This window comes from Flavimaribacter sediminis (assembly GCF_019492055.1).
GTDB lineage: Bacteria > Pseudomonadota > Alphaproteobacteria > Rhizobiales > Rhizobiaceae > Flavimaribacter > Flavimaribacter sediminis.
The window spans coordinates 90,870-108,887 of record NZ_JAICBX010000002.1 but is presented as its reverse complement, the minus strand read 5'-3'; the positions used below and the strand labels follow the sequence as shown (position 1 = coordinate 108,887).

Below are 18,018 nucleotides of genomic sequence, written 5' to 3'. Positions count from 1 at the left end.
TTGGTCGAGGCGGCGCCGGGCTCTCAGTTGACCGTCTTCATGCCCACCCGGTCGCGCACGCGCTTGAAACGGGAGGCGAGGAAGAACATGACCGCAGCGATGACGAAGGCGGCGATCGCAATCACCCATCCGATCGCCACGAGACCTGTTCCGGGCCAGAAGATCAGCACGAGACCGGCGAGGACGGCGACTATGCCGGCGTTGCGGGCGCCGTTGCGCGAGGGATCGGACCCGGGGCTTTGCCACCAGGCGACGAGATAGACCAGTCCGCGAACCAGGGCCCATACGCCGATGACGATGAAGACGAAGCGCGCGGACGTCGTGGGCAGGATAAGCAGCAGCACGCCCAGAAGCGCGGACACCACTCCGGATACGGTTTCGGCCTGGCTTCCTGCTTTCTTGCGAAACCCGAACAGAGCGACGGCGCCGTCGATGATCAGGAATATGCCGGCGATACGCAGGAGGATCGAAATGCTTTCCGTTGGCCAGAACAGGGCGATCACGCCGAGGATGGCGGCGAGCACCCCGCGCATCAGGAACGTCCACCACAACTCGCCCATGGTCTCGCTGATGACCTCGCGGCTGTTGTCGACAAACTCGCCTCGTCTGCCGCCGCCGGAAACCGGATCTGTCATCGCTTGCTCCTTGCCTGTCTGTGTCTGATTGCTCTGGCCCTGCGCAGGATATCCGAATCTGATTATCCGCGCATCAGGTGGACAACAACTTGCCTGTCCCTTTGCCGAGTTGCTTGAACGTGATCATCGTGTCCTGTGTCCCGGCCGGCAAGAGTGTAACACGATCTTCCGTAACGATGGAAACGGCTCCGGCCCAGGGATCGGGCGCGCCGGGTATATAGACGACGACCTTGTCGTCCTTGCGTTCGATCTCGAGGCCGATCTGCCACTGGTCGTCGAAACGGACGAGCAGTGTGGGAAGGCTGCCTTCGCCTTCGAAGCGCAGCGGCGTCGTCAGCTTGATCTTGGCGACGTCGTAGACCGGGACTTTGGACAGAAACATTCTCTCCACCACGGAAGCCGTCCGCGAGGCGATGGGCGTCATGGCGATCAATCCAGCAAGAAAGCAGATCAAGAGCAGCACGATGATCGACAAGAGGTCGTTGACGGCGATGCCGAAGACACGTTCGAAAGGCAGGCTCGCGATGATGGGGCCGGCCACTTTGGTAATGATGCGATGGGCATGCTGGAAGATGACGATAAGCAACACGCCGGGAATGAGAAACAGAACGCCGCCGAGGATGGTTGTCTTGATGAATCGGAACATTTTTGTTGGCGCCCTCAATAGTTGATGGCCGTAATTTGCAGACCTTACTGGATTTGGCAGCTGGAGTTTAGAGTATAAGGATCAGAAAGTCTGCTGAGCCGTACTTCGACTGCAGATTCTACGTCCGATTAGCACGAAATCACAGAAATAAACTTTTAAATATATGTAATCGTTGATGTATTTAAGATTCTGGCTTTGTTTCGGGAATTCGAGATTCCTGAGGTTTTAATGTGAATCCGGTTTCGCGCGCAATCTGGCTTTGTTTCGGGAATCTGCGTTTACGGCCTTCCTGCGTCCAGTTGCCGCTCCGCCTCAAGCCGAGATTTTGTAGCACAAAACCTGATGAAATGCAGCAGGTTCGTACGCCTTTTGTTCGCTTCTGGTCAGCGGGCCAGAAAGAACGATGCTATTCCGGCGCGTTTTGCAAACGCGCCGGAACGAACAGACGTTCAAGCAGTCGCCCGGTTCCACCATTCCTTGAAATCAACAGTGGACGTTGAACCGCCGTCGCGACGCCAAACCTGAACAACGGCGTCATCCGGGTCTCCGCCGCCGGAACGCGAGCCGCCGCTGCCGCTTATCAGCATCAGGTCGCCATCGAAGCTCGTTAAGCGCATCGAGACCGGTTCACGGTAGGTCAGCATCTGCTCCTGCAGCACGCCGACGGCAATTCGTTCGCCCATGCGCAGCGACTCATAATAGTCCGTGTAGTAGTGGACGCCGGCGAAATCCCGACCGATCGAGATATTGGCGGCGAGCTTGTTGAGTTCGCCCTGGACCGTGATGGCGTGTTTGTCGCCCCCGCCGTAACTGGCGAGTTTCGAAGGATGGGCGGCATCGGCGATGTAGATGTCGGGGATGCCGATCCCGACCTGAACGCCGCCGTCATCAGGCTTGCCTGTGATAGTCAGCTCCTGGCCGAAGAAGGAATCCGGCGCGTTTTCCATCAGGTCGTCAAGCGGCACTTGTCCGCGTTTGGTCCCTTCCGGAATACGGTACATCTCGAAGAACGCCTTGAGGATGGTTACGCATGCGCCTGCGACGGTGGCGTGACCGGCGCCATAGGACGGATGCATCGGAGATCGCTCGGGAAACGCCATGGGCAGAAGACCATTTTTCGATTCGTCGATCCAGCAATGGTCGACAGGCCATCCGTCCGACTTCCATTTGGCGTTCTGCTTTGCATTGTGGGCGCATATTTCGTCGAGAAGCCCTGTCTCTTTCAGAGCGTCCTTCATCGCGATGAACTTGTGCGCATCGACGCCCATCGCCTTGTGCTGCTGGTCGCCGTCCGTTGCATTCCAGGCCAAAGTGATGGCGGCGGCAATGGCTTCCGGGCGCGCCCTGAGGTGAATGTTGTATTTTTGACGCCGCACCGCTTTCAGGGCGCGCGTGGCGACTTCCGTGACCAGTGTGAGGATGTGCGGCCCGCCGAACAACGCGAAGCCGTCGCGTGTCGGATGACCGGCGCCTTCCGGCAGACCAATATCCGTCGGCATGCCCTGTCCCAGAAGAATGAGGCATGCATTGAGGTAGGACTGGTAGAGCGCGTCGAAATGAACATAGGTCGCGAGATCACGCGGCGTCGAGATAAAGCGCGGTTCCTTTTCGAAGAGGTCGAAGCCGTCTTTCAGGTTCGCGCCGTTCTGGACGTCGATCCAGTGTCTCCAGTTGGTCATGTGATCGCGTCCGGCAAGGTGCGGAACCAGTTGCTGCGGTATCGTCTGGGCCCCGTATTGAACATAGCCGTCGCTGTGTTTTGCCAGTCCATCGGCGCCGACGGTGGCGAAACGCGCGGCGCGGCTATAGGCGTCGGCTGCCTTTCCCGTCACCGGAGACTGCTCCAATTGCGGAGCGCTCTCCGGCTTGCGGGGGTCGCCCCCGCGCTCCTTGTTTCCGATCAGAAGGAATTGCGAGATATAGGGGCCGGCCATGCACCCCGGCGTTGACCCGCGAAACAGGTTGCCTGGCGTGAGATTGTTGGAGCCGTCGCCTCGGCGGGCTTCCCGCCTCGATTTGGCGCGGGCATCGGGGTCGTCTGCGAAATCCGGATCGGAAAAATAATCCAGACAATTGAGCATGCCGACGACGCTGGTCGCGGTTGTCCTCCAGCTTTCGAACGCCGTGTCGCGCAAACACGCCATGGCGTAGACTTCCGCCATTTCCGCGATCAGTTCGGCAGATCCAGCCACCGGCGCAGGCGGCATGGCGACCTGGTCCGGGTCCGGGCCGTTGATTTCATAGGCCTGCCCGGAAAGCGGGCTCTCCCAGCTTCGCCATTTCAGCGATTTATGCCAGGCATAGCCCTTGGCGCCGTCGCCATAATTGGGAACCTTGAAAGGGGCCGGCAGCTTGCTGGTATAGGTTCCGGGAAAGGGCGTTTCCGCATCATGGGGCGGGTCGAGATGCTGGTTCAGCTGCTCGATCAGCGTATCGAGTTGCTTGTGATCCGCTACGCCATGGTCGTCATGGGTGAGACCCTTGCTGAAGGTCGCCAGGCGCGGACCGGATGCAGCCGCCTCGCCATTGTTTTTCTGTTTCTTTGGCGTGACCCGTTTATACGCAACCTTGGCTGCTTCTTCGCGCACACGTTTTGACGTCGAAGCGCGCAACTCGCCATTGGGTATAGGATTGAGTTGTATAGACATGTTTAGTCTCCCTGTCGTGAACTCGACAAGGAGTGCAATTCGGATCGAATATATCTGTGGTTTTAATCACAACTTCTGGTTATTTTTTAAAGATAAGAACTATCTATATTTGTAATTTGAAATATATATTTACTTTGTTAATCACGTAACCGCTGAAGTATTCAGCGGTCTTCAAGAATTTCTAACGCGGCTTCGCGCCGGGGCGACGCCGTGACGCGCGCTGCATGCATTCGCGCCACATGATGCTGGATGCGCCACAGATGATAGACTACCCGGTGCAGCCAGCGCAGCGCGTCCAGCCTAAGGATCGCCTCATCCGTGTCGAGCTGATCGTTGGACGCCTGCAAGAGCAGGTGCTCGCGATAGGTGTCGCGCTGTACGCGCAGGATCCGGCGGAGGCGGTTGAGGCGCTGCTCGGCCCGTTCCGGATTCGCGCCAGTCGCTGCTTCGGCGGTCAGACTCTGCAGGATGCGGGCAAGGCGACGGAGGCGGTGGTCTGTCTGGAGCGTTTCCAGACGCTTTGTCTGGGTGCAACGGTAATAGAGCCTTTGAAGGTGATCCAGAATGTGGAGGGTCGCAACGATACGCTGCGCCTGCGGCGAATTCGGCGCGCCCGATGGAAGCGTGTCGACGAAGCGGCGGGTTTCGTCGAGCGCGTCGGAAATCACGCGCAATGCGGCCTGATCCGCACGACTGGTTTCCGAGTGGTCAAGACGACTGGCGAGGGAGCTGAAGTGTTCCCGCACAATCTCGTCAACAGTCGCCGTTACGGCGTCGGTCGCGGCGTCGGGATCGCTGAGCATCTGACGTCCCAGTCTGTTCGTCAGATGCGGGCCCCGCTCCGGCACAAGAACGGTGATCAGCCGGGCGAATGGCCCTGCGAAAGGCAGCACGATCAGGACGCCGAGCAGGTTGAAGGAGGTGTGAAAGGCGACCAGCGCAACCTGTCCGTCGCCCCGCTCCACCATCGATGCGACCATGATCGAAAACGGGCCGAGCAGGAAAAACGCCATGACGCCTGTCAGCACATTGTAGATGACGTGGGAAAGCCCGGTGCGTCGCGCCGCCGTTGCGCCGCCGAGCGTGGCGAGCGCCGCCGTGAACGTGGTGCCGACATCCATGCCGATCACCATGGCCGCGGCCTGGGGAAAGTTGATTGCGCCGGCGCCAAGAGCCGCCAGAGCCGTGGCGACGCCGGCACTGGACGACTGGGTGACCAGCGTGATGGCGACGCCGATGAGGACAAGCTGCAGCCGGCCGAACAGGCTGTCGTCTGGAAAGCTTGTCGGCGTGACAATGCCTTCGAAACCGGCCATGCCGGACTGCATGGCGTCGATGCCCATGAACAGGAGGCTGAAACCGGCGAGCGCCGTTCCGACGAGACTGGCCCGCGTTCCGCCGAACAACCGCAAAAGGGCGCCGACGAACACGAACGGCAGGACGATCTCGCCGAGATGCAGCTTGAAGCCAAGGATCGCCACCAGCCATCCCGTGATGGTTGTGCCGATATTGGCGCCGAAGATCACGCCTAATGCCTGCGGAAAGGTCAGCAGTCCCGCGCTGACGAATCCCACGGCCGTCACGGTCGTCGCGCTGGAGGATTGGATCGCGGCCGTTGCGATCGCCCCTGTCACAGCGCCGCTAAACGGCGTTCGGGTAAAGCGGGCGAGTGCATTGCGCAGGGCGTCGCCGCTCAGACCCCGCAAGCCCTCTGTCAGCCAGATCATGCCGAGCAGGAAGAGGCCGACGCCGCCGAGCGTATGCAGGATGCTGGCGGTCATCGTCGAAGATCACCAATATTGGCGAAGCGGGTTTCGTGCGACCGGCGCATGCGTTTCTCCCACCGTGACATCTTTCGATCATAGGCTCTTGGCGCGCAGAACGCATTGAGCCGTGTCAATGGCGGACAGAGTTTAGTCGCAGGTCTAACCCGAAGCCATTCCTCAATTCTTGCGGAATACGTAGATCGGGCTGGTCCAGGCGCGGGTCCCGTCTTCCTGCTCCACCCGGACATAGACCGGATTGTCGCCTTCAGGCTTGAGGGCGATCGACCGGGTGAATGAAAGGGAGCAGTGCGGATTGTGATCCGGCAGCCGGTAAAGCTTGATGAAACGCGGCAGATTGGCCGAGGCGTCGAACACCGTATCTTCCAGTCCGATCTCCGCGAGCGGAATTTCAAAGGAAATGAGCGGTGTTTTGACCGATAGCGTTCCAGCTTCGCTGTCGGCGAGGAGCAGGTCGGCCCCGCCGAAGTTGCCTGTCGTCAGGGCCTTCCAGGCGATTTCTGTTTCACTCACAAGGTCCAGCGTCTTGTCGCGATTTAGGAAATTGACGGGTTTAGACTCAACAACGCTATTGCCGTCAATGCTGGCGGAGCCATCCCAGATGACCTCGCGGAACCGGCCGCGATATTCTGCGCCTTCCCAATGCAGGCGGATGCGCTTTCCGAGATCCGCTTTCGAATACGGACGCACCGTCTCGACCAGCTCCAGCCCGTTGAAGATGTCGACCCGGATGATGGGGGAGCTGGTTTCGACTGACGCCGAAATCTGCATCTGCCCTTCCGGCAGATGGACGATGTCTCCCATCATCGCTTCGGTGGCGGAATGGGACTTGGCCGGCCCCAGCGCCGGATCGTCATGATAGAGATTGCCGGGCGCATCGAATGCGGCGGTCAGGTCGATCACCATGCGGCCGGCGTCGCCGCCGGTCGTGCCAAAGTGGCGGCGCTTGCGCATGCAGTCGAGCAGGGCGGAACGCGTTAACTCAGGCAGGTTGAAGCAGGTCAGGCCACCGATCGCGCCGAACTTGCCGGCGCCTGGATAGCTGGCGCCCGGACGCCCCTTGTGGCCGTCCGAATTAGCGACGACGCCGACCCGGTATCCGAGCTTCAGGGCGTCGTGAAGCAGCCACTCGAAAGTGCCCCAGGACGAGTGCACTTCAACGGATTTTTCGAACCGGCTGTCATGGGCGAATCCGATATCCGCATAGCGCCCGCCGCAATGGGCGTAGCAGACGACGTCGGATTCGTTGTTGTCGGCAAAGGCCTCGAAAAGCTCGCGGGCGGTTGTACAATCCGTGTCGGCGGTTTCGCTATCCTCGATCAGCGCGTGCGAGGATCGGCGGATCGTGCGTCCTTCATCGGGAAAGAAGACGTTCCTGTCGCCACCCAGCGCCGTGTTGCCGGACCATTCGTAACCCGGAAGCGCCACGAACTCACCCGGCGCGTCGAACTCCGCTGTAATGCGGTTCAACTCGTCCCAGAAGGCGTCGCTGATCTGGAAGTCGTTGCCCTGATGGCCGCAGGCGTCGACAAAGGCCCTGTCGCGCGCAAATTCGAAATAGGCGCTGGCGCTGCCGGTGCCGATCGTCTCTTCCGACTGGCCGTGGAGATCGGCCCAGTAATGGATGAGCGGTCTGTCTTCGATCAACAGCGGGTTCGTTCTCGCCACGACCGTTCCGGCCTCGTCCTTCAAGGTAACCGACACCTTGCCGGGTTCGCTGGCCGAGAGGCCGGGAACCGTGAATGCGAAGTCGCCTTCGGCCAGATCCAGCGTTTCGGGCAGGCCCTCAATGACGCCCTCCGCTTCGAGCCGGAGCCGCGTATTGCACCGGTTCGAGGGGTTGCCCCACTTATCTTCTCCCTTGACCTTCAGCGTAAAGGGTTCGCCCGGACGCCGGAGCGTCGGCAGCACGGCGACGTAGCGTTCCGGGGCGCCCGGAACAATGGCGATCGCGGGCTGGACGGGCAGGGTCTGGAAATTGAAGGTGGCGATCGGGTCGACCAGCACGCGGAACTCGAACGTGTCCTCGCAGAAGGTTTGCAGGCGCATGCCCGGGCCGCCATGGTCCATCACGCCGAATCGGATCGTGATGGTCTCGCCCTCCTCGAGGAACCCCTTGACCACCTTGATCCAGAGCGTGCGGTCCCAGGGGCGCACATTGCCTTTCGGGTCCCAGCGCAATTGCAGGATCGCGCCGTTGGAGGCTTCGACCGTGCAATAGTTGGAGCCTGTCGGATCGTCGAACTGCGGATTGCCCTGGTCGGAGGCGAAGCGGAAACAGACGCGCAGACTGCCGGAATCGTCGACGCCATAGACGCCGGCCGTATAGACGAGCGTAAAGGACGCGAAGGAACCCGCCTCGAAATTGCCCGAGGGCGATATCTCGGCATGGCCGAGCACTGACGGCGCGATGGGGGTACGAATGACACCGCTGTTGACGGTTGCCCAGGGACGTCCGTCCTCCTGGTCTTCGATGGCGTTTTTAGTCATTTCAGGCATTCCGGCGTGATTTCGGAGATCTATCCGAAGATCCTAACGAGAGACAGCGATATGGGCGGGAAATAGGTGATCAGAAGGAGATCCAGGAGCAGCACCAGGACATAGGGCCAGATAACGGTGACGATGCGCTCGATCGAGACCTTGGTGATAGCCGATGCGATGAACAGGTCGACGCCGAGCGGAGGCGTCACCGTGCCGATGCTGAGATTGACCGAAACGATGATTCCGAACAGCACCGGGTCGATGCCGAAGCTCATGGCAGCCGGATAGAGGATCGAGGTGAAGATGACGATGGCCGCGGCCGCATTCATCATGCAGCCGACGATCAGCAGAAACACGTTGACGAGCAGAAGGTAGACGATCGGGCCGCCAGCGATTTCGGCGAGGTAGCTCGATATGCCCTGAGGAATCTGGTTGATGGTGATCAGCCAGGCGAAGACGCCGGCGGCGTTCATGATGAACATGACGACGGCCGAGGACAGCACCGCGCGGAAGAAGGCGCGGTAGAGGGCGGCGAGCGTGAGCTCCCGGTAGAACAATCCGACGACGAGCCCGTAAAGCACCGCCACGATCGCGGCTTCAGTTGGCGTGAACACGCCGCCATAGATGCCGGAGAGGATGATCACCGGCATCAGCAGCGGCCAGAAAGCGGCCTTGAAGCTGCGCCAGATTTCCGTGGATCCCTGAAACTCGGTCTTTTCCACGCCTTCGCGGACAGCCAGGAACCGGTTGAGAATCAGCATGCTGACGCAGATCAGAATTCCGGGCGCGAGGCCGGCGAGAAACAGGTCGGCGATGGAGACGCCGGTGACGACGCCGAAGAGGATCAACAGAATGCTGGGCGGAATGATCATGCCGGTGACGCCAGCGGCGGCAATGGTCGCCGCCGTGTGTTGAGGACGGTAGCCTTTTTCCTCCATCGGTTGGTTCATGACCCCGCCGATGGCGGCGACGGTCGCGGCGTTGGAGCCGGAGAGCGCCGCAAAGAAGCTGGAGCCAAGGATGGCGACGGCGCCGAGGCCGCCGGTGAGGTGGCCGACCAGCGAGGCGGCGAAGCCGACGAGACGCCGCGACATGCCGCCTGTCGACATGATTTCGCCGGCCAGAATGAAGAAGGGAATCGCCAGCAGCGGAAAGGAATTGTTCGTCGAGAACATGCGCTGGGCGACGATTTCCAGACTGATATCGCTGAGCCACAGGCCTATGACGCTCGAAAAGCCGAGCGCGACGGCGATCGGCACACGAAGGATCAGCAGGATCAGGAAGGAACCGAAGATCGCGGCGGTGATCATGGCTTTCAGTGACCTTCCGTCAGCAGTTCATCGGCGGGCGCGCGGCTCTGGATGACCAGAAGCTCGACGGCGTAGACAAGCAGAAAGGCCATGCCGACCGGCACGGCGCCATAGACCCAGGCCATGGAAACTTCGAGCGCCGGCGAGATTTGCGGCCGGACCCTCAGCGTCAGATCGATCCCATAGATCATGATGTCGAGGAAGAAGAACCCGCTGATCAGCGTTGCGAAGACAAGTGCGGCGCGTTTGAGCGTCGACGGCAAATAGGCGACCAGCACGCCGATTGCCGCATGCATGTTGCGTCGGAAAGCGATCGCCGATCCGAGGAAAATCATCCACACGAACAGATAACGGATGAGCTCGTCCGGAAAGGCGAGCGAACTCTGGATGATGAAGCGGAAGACGACCGTCGCGATGCCGAGAACGAACATCGCGACGAACGATAATATGCAGACCACCGCCAGGGTGCGTTCCGATATGTCCAGCAGTTTACGAATTGCCTGCATGACGAGGACCCCGGCGGCGGTTCTTGATCAATTCGCTTCGACGGCGGACTGAATGAGATCAGAGCCGATCTTTTCGCGATACTCTTCCCAGACCGGTTCCATCGCCTTCTGGAAAGCGGCGGCTTGTTCCGGCGTCAGACGGGTGACGACCATGCCGTCGGCCTCCATCTCGTCGAGATACTGGGACTCGACGGCGTTCAGTTCCTTGCGCTCCCATTCCTGGGTTTCCTTTGCGGTCGCGGCGAAGAGGTCCTTCACATTGTCCGGAAGGTCAGCCCACATCTTGTCGTCGGCAAGGAACATGATGCCGGCCCACTGGTGGTTGGAGAGCGTGATGTTGCCCTGCACCTTGTCGAAGCCGAAGGCCTTGACGTTACCGACCGGATTGTCCTGGCCGTCGACGGTCCCCTGCTGCAAGCCGGTGAAGACTTCCGAAAGCGCCATCGGCGTCGGGTTGGCGCCGAGCGCCTTGAAGGTCGCCACGTTGAGCGGGTTGTTGACCACGCGGAACTTCACGCCTTCCATGTCCTCTGGCTTCTCGATCTTCTTGTCCCGGGTGGTGATCGTGCGGAAGCCGCTTTCATACATGCCGAGCGTGCGGATGCCGGTCTTGTCGAGCATATCGGCGTAGAGCGCCTCTCCGACAGGTCCGTCGGAGACCGCATAGGCGTGTTCGCTGTCACGGAACAGGAAAGGCAGGTAGAAGATATCGAGCGGCGGATAGAAGCTCGCCACATTGGTGGTTGGCACCAGGGCGAAATCGACGACGCCGATCTGGATGCTCTCGACCAGATCGCGCGACGAACCGATCGTGCTGTTCGGGAAGACCTCGACTGTGATGGCGCCGTCGGACTTTTCGGCGATCGTGTCGGCGAACATCTGCGCGCCCTTGGCGAGCGGATGGGTCTCTGCATAGGGATGGCCGAATTTCAGCGTCATCTCCGGGTAGTCCTCGGCGGACGCCGGGCCAAGGGCCAGACCGCTGACGAGGGCGACGGCGGCGACGCCGCGCAGGCTGGTGAAGGTTTTCCGCGCAAAGCCGGAAAGGGTTGGCATGGTCATTTCCATAGTGTCGTTCTCCTGTATGGATGATCGTGTTCGCTTCCCGAAGGCGATGGTTGATGGACTTGGTCGCCCATTCTCGTGGTTGCCGGGGTCAGATGAATCATTTCAAAGGCTAACCGCCTTGGCTTGTCCGTGTGGCATTGCCTGGACGATTTCGATGACGCGGTCGCTTGGCGGCACGAAGATGCGCTGCCAGGTGATCGGAGCGTCGCGGTAGCTCAGGCCGCCGATCACCCAGACGATCCCGTATTGGCCCGGCATTACGCCAAGGAGCCGCGAGACGCGCGGCGGCAGGGGCTGGCAGGCCATTGTCTGGCGCGCGTTCAGGGTCGGCGCGTTGAAGCGTTCGGCTAGCATGTCGCGGAAGGAGACGCCGTTGAGCGTTGTCTCGCTCAATCGGGCCAGCTCCGAAAAGCGGTCCGCCGGCAGGTAGATTTCGCTGAAGACGTCGAATTCGTCGTTGACCGAAACGAGGCGGTGAATGTGGATATATTCACCGTCGGAACTGTCAAGAAACTGGCTCCACGGGCCGCTCTCCCGTGTCGTTTCCACGCCTGTGATGCGGAAATAGACCGGCAGCAACTGCGTGCCGCCTTCCGCCATGAAACGGAAATGCAGCAATTGCTGCTCCTGCGCGCGGGCGCCGGACACAAAGGTGCCCTTGCCGTGATGGCGCTCGACCACGCCCATGGCGACGAGGCTGCGCAGGGCGCGCTGAACCGTGCCGAGACTTGCGCCGGTTTCGGCGGCGAGTTGATCCTCGGCCGGCAACTGGTCGCCCGGCAGCCAGCGGCCTGCTTCGATCGCCGACAGGATCCTTTCGGATATCTGTCGGTGTTTCGCTTTCGGCGATCCGTTCCGGCCGCCCTCTACAGGGCGAAGCGTGGTGGCTGGCATGCCAGTTTCAGTCCTTTTGAGAACTTTATGCCATTGAGACTAAGATCGCCTGAAAATAGCGTCAAGTCCTATAGAGGACTAATGTGTTGAATGGCGATTCTTTGAGCAGCAAGGTGAAAAAACAGGCGCGATTCTGTGTCGTTCAGGTACAAAAATGGGCAGATCCTGTCGCGTATGCGGCTGGTCTTGTTCCTGCGGCGGATGCACAATGCCGTGCACAGCCATGAGGGAACAATGACGAACGATCCACTCCTCCAGCCATACCAGCTCAAGCATCTCACCTTGCGCAACCGGATCATGATCAGTTCGCATGAGCCGGCCTATCCGGAAGACGGCATGCCTAAGGAACGCTACCGCGCCTATCATGTTGAGCGGGCGAAGGGCGGCGTGGCGCTGACGATGACGGCGGGGTCGGCGTCGGTGTCGCGCGACAGTCCTCCGGCCTTCAACAATATCCTTGCCTGGAAGGACGAAGTAGTCGGCTGGATGAAGCAACTGGTCGACGAATGCCATGACCATGGCGCCGCGGTGATGATCCAGCTCACGCATCTCGGCAGGCGCACCCGGTGGGACAAGGGCGACTGGCTGCCGATTGTCTCCTCCAGCCACGAGCGGGAAGCGGCCCACCGCGCATTCCCGAAACAGGTGGAAGACTGGGATATCGCGCGCATCATCGAGGACTACGCAGACGCGGCCGAGCGCATGAAGGCGGCAGGTCTCGACGGCATAGAGCTGGAATCCTACGGCCATTTCATGGACCAGTTCTGGTCGCCGCTGACCAACACGCTGGAGGCGCCCTATGGCGGCGACCTCGATAATCGCCTGCGTTTCGCCTTCGAGACGCTGGAGGCGATCCGCGAACGCGTCGGTCCGGACTTCATCGTCGGAATTCGCTATTCGGGTGACGAGATGCTGCCGGGCGGCGTCAGCCGCGAGGAGGGGCTGGAAATCTCGCGACGTCTGAAGAAGAGCGGCCTCGTCGATTTCCTCAATGTCATACGCGGGCACATCGACACGGATCCGGCCCTGACCGACGTCATCCCGATCCAGGGCATGCCGAGCGCGCCGCATCTCGATTTCGCCGGCGAAATCAGGTCTGAAACGGCCTTGCCGACCTTTCATGCCGCGCGCATTCCCGACGTCGCGACGGCCCGGCACGCCATCGCCAGCGGCAAGCTGGACATGGTGGGCATGACCCGCGCCCATATGACGGAGCCGCATATCGTCCGCAAGATCATGGAGGGCAGGGAAGAGACCATTCGGCCCTGCGTCGGGGCGAATTACTGCCTCGACCGCATCTATCAGGGCGGGGAAGCCCTGTGCATACACAATCCGTCGACCGGTCGGGAACTGACCATGCCGCATCGCGTCGAGAAGGCGGACGATCGAAAGCGGATCGTCATTGTCGGCGCCGGTCCGGCCGGCATGGAAGCGGCGCGCGTCGCAGCCGAGCGCGGACACGACGTCGTCGTGCACGAGGCGGCCAATGACGCCGGCGGCCAGATTCGGCTGACGGCGCTGTCGAAGCGGCGCAGCGAGATGATCTCGATCATCGACTGGAGGCTTGCCGAATGCACGCGCCTGGGCGTGACGTTCCACTTCAACAGTTTTGCCGACGCCGATGCGGTCCTGGCCGAGGATCCGGACATCGTGATCATGGCGACCGGCGGTCTCCCGCATACGGAGGTGCTTGACGAAGGCGGCGATCTCGTCGTCTCCGCCTGGGACATACTTGCCGGGGACGTGAAGGCCGGCAGCGACGTTCTGGTCTATGACGATGCCGGCGATCACGCCGGCCTGCAGGCGGCCGAGATCATTGCGGCGACTGGCGCGCGCGTCGAGATCATGACGCCGGACAGGACTTTCGCGCCGGAGGTGATGGGAATGAACCTCGTTCCGTACATGCGCAGCATGCAGAAGCTCGACGTTGCATTTACGGTGACGTGGCGTCTGAAGAGCGTTCGTGGCGACGGCAACGGGCTCATCGCGACAGTGGGCAGCGACTATGGCGACGCGACGCGGGAGCGCAGGGTCGATCAGGTCGTCGTCAATCATGGGACGCGGCCGCTCGACGACATCTATTTCGAACTGAAACCCGGCGCGTCCAATCTCGGCGAGATGGATTACGAGGCTTTCGTTTCAGGCCATCCGCAGACGGTCATGCGCAACCCGGAAGGCCGCTATCGCCTGTTTCGCATCGGCGACGCGGTCGGGGCCCGCAATACACATGCGGCGATCTACGACGCCCTGCGTCTAGTCAGAAATCTGTGACGTCAACGCAAACGCCGTTCGAAACAGTCGCACTGTCGTCATAAAGAAATGAGCAAGTCGTTCTGCGGGCGATAAAGACCTGCGTTAAAAGAATATCTGTCGGATAGACCGCTCTCGGTCATTCAACTAGTATTCATGGCAATCAATTGACGGCGACATCGTCACAAGGAGAGGAAAATGGCCGAAATCGCGGTAAAGACACCGATGCAGTATCTTGAGAAGGCGACGAATGCGCTGCGCGATCTCGGACTGATGCCGGAAGGCGGCACGGAAGACGCGCCGATCGTCGGTCTTCTGGAAAAAATCACCGATCTCGATCCGGAACGCATCGCCGTCATTACCCGGACGCTTGGCCAGATGGGCGTCTTCAACGAGGTGGTGCGCGAGCAGATCAGCCAGATGGACATCGGCGAGCGCTACAAGGAAATCACCGACGGCTTCAACTCAATCCGCGATGACGCCAAGCGCATGGTCGACCAGCTCGCCGACAGCAAGGTCGATATCTTTGAAAGAGCGACCAATGTGTGGATGAAAGTGTCGCGCGGCGACGTCGCCGACCGCTTCGACGCCATCAAGGAAACCTATCTCGAAGTCTCCCGCGACAACAAGGAGAACATCGAGCGCGAGCATATCATCCTCGAAGCCTATCGCGATTTCCGCGGCGCCCTCAAGCAGGCGGAAGTCTCCGCGCTGGAAGTGCTGAAGAAGGCCGAACAGAAACTGGAAGAGGCCAAGACGGACCTCACGAAAGCGTCCGACGCCGTGGCGTCCTATGCGGGTGAGGACGCCGCCGAAAGGGCGAAGCTCGAACTCGCTCGCGACGAATTTTTGCGCCGGATGCAGAACGAGGAAGGCCGCTACCAGATCGCCAAGGATCTCGCTGACAATCTGACCATTGGCTACAATACATCTGAAGTGATCATGGCGCGCCTGATGCAGACGACGTCCGCAAAGGAGCGGGTCTACCAGCAGTCGGTCTCGTTTTTCTCCACCAATGATTCCGTGCTGACCGCGCTCAAGGCGTCGTTTACCGGCATGTTCGGCCTGCATGAGGCGACCCAGACCCTGAACGAGATGAAGGAAGGCGTTTCCCAGTCCATCGAAGTCCTGGCGGAAATCGGCGGAAAGGTGCAGGAAGAGGCGCTAAAGGCAGGCTACGGACCGACGATCCGCGCCGACGCGGTGAAGAAACTGGTGGATTCGGTCGTGAACTACCAGGAGAAATCGACCGAGATCATCGCCGAGATGCGCAAGCTCGCCACCCAGAATTCCGAAGAGATCCGTGACGCGGTGGAGGACGGCAAGCGGCGGATCGCCCGGCTTGCCGAGGAAGGCAACGCGCTGCTTCTCGAAGAACCCGCGGCGTGATCATAGGGTAGAGTACCATGGGCGACGCCGGTTCTCAAACGGTGGCGGCCGGGAAACCGGCGGCGAAGCTCGACGACCTGATGATGGCGATGGACGTGGTGGACACGCTGCGTCATCAGGAGCAGCTTGTCGCACGCGAACTTGGGCAGGGCGAGCGGGATGAAGCTCTCAAAGCCCGGTTGCGCAAAATCTACGAATCACAGGGGCTGGAAGTCACCGACCGGATCCTCGACGAAGGCATTCGTGCTCTGAAGGAAAGCCGCTTCACCTATGAGCTTAAAGGATCGGCGGGAAAGCGTTTTCTCGCCATGCTGTGGGTGCGTCGCGGTCTGACGTTCGGCGCGATTGCGGCGATCCTGCTTGTGTGCGTCTTTTTGGCTGGAAGCTGGTGGTGGCAGGCCTCGTCGGCCCGTCAGGAGGCGGAAGCGCAGCGCATCGAGCTGACCGAAACCCTGCCGGAGCAGCTGCAGGCGACAGCCGCCGCGGCGCTGGCCGAGGCGAATGTCGAGGCGGCCCGCAGCGCAATTGAGCGCCTGACTGCGGACGGCCAGACAGCGCTTGCAAACGCCGACGCCGATGGCGCGCGCAAGGCCATCGCCGGTCTGAACGCTTTGCGTGGCCGACTGGCGCAGACTTACGATCTGGTGATCGTCCAGAACGGTCAGTCTGGCGTGTTTCGTATTCCTGACGTCAACACAGGCGCCCGCAACTACTATCTGATCGTCGAGGCGATCGATCCCGACGGCAAGGTTCTTTCTCTGCCAATCCGCAACGAGGAAACGGGTGAGACGCAGACCGTATCGACGTGGGGCGTCCGGGTGCCCGAACGCACGTTCAACGCCGTGCGCGACGACAAGCAGAACGACGGCATTATTCAGGACCGGCGATTGGGAACGAAGGCGCGCGGAGCGCTTGAACCCGAATACGCCATGCCGGTCTCTGACGGCGCCATCACGAGCTGGTAGGGGGAGCGATATGATACCGGCGCGCAATGCTCTTTCCTCCGTCGAAAACGCCATCGGGCTTATCAGGCATGACGAAAACGGCGTCGTGGCGCAGGTGCGGGCCGCGACCGAAGACGCGGCGCGCCTTCGCGCCGAGCAGGCCGAAGCTTTCAAGGCGCTTGCGCGCAGCCGGATCGACAGTCTGCGGCAGGGAGAGGTCATCGGCCGCATCGACAGGACAGAACGATCGATCCTGGACATTCTGGAGAGGCAGAAGAAGAAGCTGGGAACCCTTTCGCTGCGTCACGATGAACTGACGCGGAAGATCGAGGCGATCGAGACCGGGCGCCTCAACAAGGTCGAGGCCGTGGAGAACGCGGTCAAGGCGATCGACAAGCTGGACCAGCGGATCGAGGCCTCACTTTCGGACGACGCGGAATGGCTTGCACAGAAACAAAGGGCGGACCGCGCAGCGGAAATCGCTCAAGCAGCTGAAGAGAAGGCGAAGCTTGCGGAAAGCGACCTGGAAAAGAAAGGCGAGCCTTACCGCGACGATGCGCTTTTCATGTATCTCTGGAACCGAGGATACGGGACCTCGCGCTATACCTCCGGCGGCTTGACGAAATACCTCGACGGCAAGATTGCGCATCTGATCGGCTTTGAAGCAGCAAGACGCGACTTTCACATGCTGAACGAGATCCCGACACGTCTGCGTGAACACGCAGACGGCGTGGCGCAGGCGGCCCAGGCGGAAGTCGAGGCGCTGGAGGCGATCGAGCGCCGTGAACTGGAGAAAAACGGCGTCATCGACCTGGAGAAGGCGCTTGCCCGCGAGCACGGTCTGCTGTCCGAGGCGGAAAAGGAGCTTGCGGAATTCAGGGCGGAACTGGAACGGCTGAGTACGGAACAGGAAGCCACGCTCGATGCGAGAAATGACGCGGAATACGGACAGGCGATGGACGCTCTGACGAACATGCTTGGTCGGGAAGATTTGCGCACGCTGTGGCGCGAGGCCAGCGCTACATCCACCTCCGAGGACGACACGATTGTCAGACAGCTCGAATCGCTCCAGGGCAAACTTTCCAGTATTGAAGACCAGATCGCGGAGATGCGCGAAAATGCATCGAAGCTCGCGGCGCGGCGCGCCGAGCTCGAGCGTTCGCGCGACCGTTTCTATCGCTCCGGCTATGATGACCCGACTGGCGGTTTCGACAATGGCGATCTTATCGGCGAGGTGATCGGCGGCATTCTTACGGGCGCCGTGCAGGGCGGCGTGCTGGACGAATTGTTCGACAAGGGCTTCAAGCGCAGGCCGCGTTCGCGCGGCGGCAGTATCGGCGGCGGCATCAGGATGCCGAAGGGCTCCTCCCGGGGACCATGGACCGGCGGCGGATCGATCGGCGGCGGAAGATCGCGCAAATCATCGGGCGGTTTCCGCACGGGGGGCGGTTTCTAGGTCTTTC

Annotated in this window: 13 protein-coding genes; 4 read left to right on the top strand and 9 right to left on the bottom strand. The window is 60.9% G+C overall.

The window, feature by feature from the left end; all coding sequences use genetic code 11:
- Positions 1–23: 23 nt before the first annotated feature.
- From K1W69_RS08735 to K1W69_RS08695, 9 genes are all read right to left on the bottom strand, one after another.
- Entirely contained in the window at positions 24–635 is a 612-nt protein-coding gene (locus K1W69_RS08735; protein WP_220227994.1) for an HdeD family acid-resistance protein, read from the bottom strand.
- A 73-nt stretch (positions 636–708) separates the two neighbouring features.
- Complete coding sequence (locus K1W69_RS08730; RefSeq protein ID WP_220227993.1) at positions 709–1,281, bottom strand: DUF502 domain-containing protein; 573 nt, start codon at positions 1,279–1,281, stop codon at positions 709–711.
- A gap of 449 nt (positions 1,282–1,730) precedes the next feature.
- Positions 1,731–3,929 carry a vanadium-dependent haloperoxidase gene (locus tag K1W69_RS08725; RefSeq protein WP_220227992.1) on the bottom strand — a complete coding sequence of 733 codons (2,199 nt, stop codon included), beginning with the start codon at positions 3,927–3,929 and terminating at the stop codon, positions 1,731–1,733.
- Between the two features lie 161 nt (positions 3,930–4,090).
- Positions 4,091–5,710, bottom strand: coding sequence for a Na/Pi cotransporter family protein (locus K1W69_RS08720; RefSeq protein ID WP_220227991.1), 1,620 nt, complete (start codon positions 5,708–5,710; stop codon positions 4,091–4,093).
- Between the two features lie 162 nt (positions 5,711–5,872).
- Positions 5,873–8,203 carry a DUF3604 domain-containing protein gene (locus K1W69_RS08715; protein WP_220227990.1) on the bottom strand — a complete coding sequence of 777 codons (2,331 nt, stop codon included), beginning with the start codon at positions 8,201–8,203 and terminating at the stop codon, positions 5,873–5,875.
- A gap of 29 nt (positions 8,204–8,232) precedes the next feature.
- Entirely contained in the window at positions 8,233–9,504 is a 1,272-nt protein-coding gene (locus tag K1W69_RS08710; protein ID WP_220227989.1) for a TRAP transporter large permease, read from the bottom strand.
- Positions 9,505–9,509: 5 nt separating this feature from the next.
- Positions 9,510–10,010 carry a TRAP transporter small permease gene (locus tag K1W69_RS08705; RefSeq protein WP_220227988.1) on the bottom strand — a complete coding sequence of 167 codons (501 nt, stop codon included), beginning with the start codon at positions 10,008–10,010 and terminating at the stop codon, positions 9,510–9,512.
- A 27-nt stretch (positions 10,011–10,037) separates the two neighbouring features.
- The gene (locus K1W69_RS08700) at positions 10,038–11,072 is read right to left on the bottom strand and encodes a TRAP transporter substrate-binding protein (RefSeq protein WP_220227987.1); all 1,035 of its coding nucleotides are present in this window, start codon (positions 11,070–11,072) and stop codon (positions 10,038–10,040) included.
- Between the two features lie 108 nt (positions 11,073–11,180).
- Positions 11,181–11,972 carry a GntR family transcriptional regulator gene (locus K1W69_RS08695; RefSeq protein WP_220227986.1) on the bottom strand — a complete coding sequence of 264 codons (792 nt, stop codon included), beginning with the start codon at positions 11,970–11,972 and terminating at the stop codon, positions 11,181–11,183.
- A gap of 234 nt (positions 11,973–12,206) precedes the next feature.
- Here K1W69_RS08695 and K1W69_RS08690 point away from each other — a divergent pair, with 234 nt between their 5' ends.
- From K1W69_RS08690 to K1W69_RS08675, 4 genes are all read left to right on the top strand, one after another.
- Positions 12,207–14,243: an NADH:flavin oxidoreductase gene (locus K1W69_RS08690; RefSeq protein WP_220227985.1), complete on the top strand. Its 2,037-nt coding sequence runs from the start codon at positions 12,207–12,209 to the stop codon at positions 14,241–14,243.
- Between the two features lie 177 nt (positions 14,244–14,420).
- Positions 14,421–15,611, top strand: a complete 1,191-nt coding sequence (locus K1W69_RS08685; RefSeq protein WP_220227984.1) for a cell surface protein — start codon at positions 14,421–14,423, stop codon at positions 15,609–15,611.
- 17 nt (positions 15,612–15,628) lie between these two features.
- Complete coding sequence (locus tag K1W69_RS08680; protein ID WP_220227983.1) at positions 15,629–16,576, top strand: DUF6384 family protein; 948 nt, start codon at positions 15,629–15,631, stop codon at positions 16,574–16,576.
- A gap of 10 nt (positions 16,577–16,586) precedes the next feature.
- Positions 16,587–18,011, top strand: coding sequence for a coiled-coil domain-containing protein (locus tag K1W69_RS08675; RefSeq protein ID WP_220227982.1), 1,425 nt, complete (start codon positions 16,587–16,589; stop codon positions 18,009–18,011).
- Positions 18,012–18,018 lie beyond the last annotated feature (7 nt).

Bases quoted from the DNA above. Each gene is read 5' to 3' on its own strand.
- K1W69_RS08735 (WP_220227994.1), bottom strand. From the start codon at position 635: ATGACAGATCCGGTTTCCGGCGGCGGCAGACGAGGCGAGTTTGTCGAC.
- K1W69_RS08730 (WP_220227993.1), bottom strand. From the start codon at position 1,281: ATGTTCCGATTCATCAAGACAACCATCCTCGGCGGCGTTCTGTTTCTC.
- K1W69_RS08725 (WP_220227992.1), bottom strand. From the start codon at position 3,929: ATGTCTATACAACTCAATCCTATACCCAATGGCGAGTTGCGCGCTTCG.
- K1W69_RS08720 (WP_220227991.1), bottom strand. From the start codon at position 5,710: ATGACCGCCAGCATCCTGCATACGCTCGGCGGCGTCGGCCTCTTCCTG.
- K1W69_RS08715 (WP_220227990.1), bottom strand. From the start codon at position 8,203: ATGACTAAAAACGCCATCGAAGACCAGGAGGACGGACGTCCCTGGGCA.
- K1W69_RS08710 (WP_220227989.1), bottom strand. From the start codon at position 9,504: ATGATCACCGCCGCGATCTTCGGTTCCTTCCTGATCCTGCTGATCCTT.
- K1W69_RS08705 (WP_220227988.1), bottom strand. From the start codon at position 10,010: ATGCAGGCAATTCGTAAACTGCTGGACATATCGGAACGCACCCTGGCG.
- K1W69_RS08700 (WP_220227987.1), bottom strand. From the start codon at position 11,072: ATGACCATGCCAACCCTTTCCGGCTTTGCGCGGAAAACCTTCACCAGC.
- K1W69_RS08695 (WP_220227986.1), bottom strand. From the start codon at position 11,972: ATGCCAGCCACCACGCTTCGCCCTGTAGAGGGCGGCCGGAACGGATCG.
- K1W69_RS08690 (WP_220227985.1), top strand. From the start codon at position 12,207: ATGACGAACGATCCACTCCTCCAGCCATACCAGCTCAAGCATCTCACC.
- K1W69_RS08685 (WP_220227984.1), top strand. From the start codon at position 14,421: ATGGCCGAAATCGCGGTAAAGACACCGATGCAGTATCTTGAGAAGGCG.
- K1W69_RS08680 (WP_220227983.1), top strand. From the start codon at position 15,629: ATGGGCGACGCCGGTTCTCAAACGGTGGCGGCCGGGAAACCGGCGGCG.
- K1W69_RS08675 (WP_220227982.1), top strand. From the start codon at position 16,587: ATGATACCGGCGCGCAATGCTCTTTCCTCCGTCGAAAACGCCATCGGG.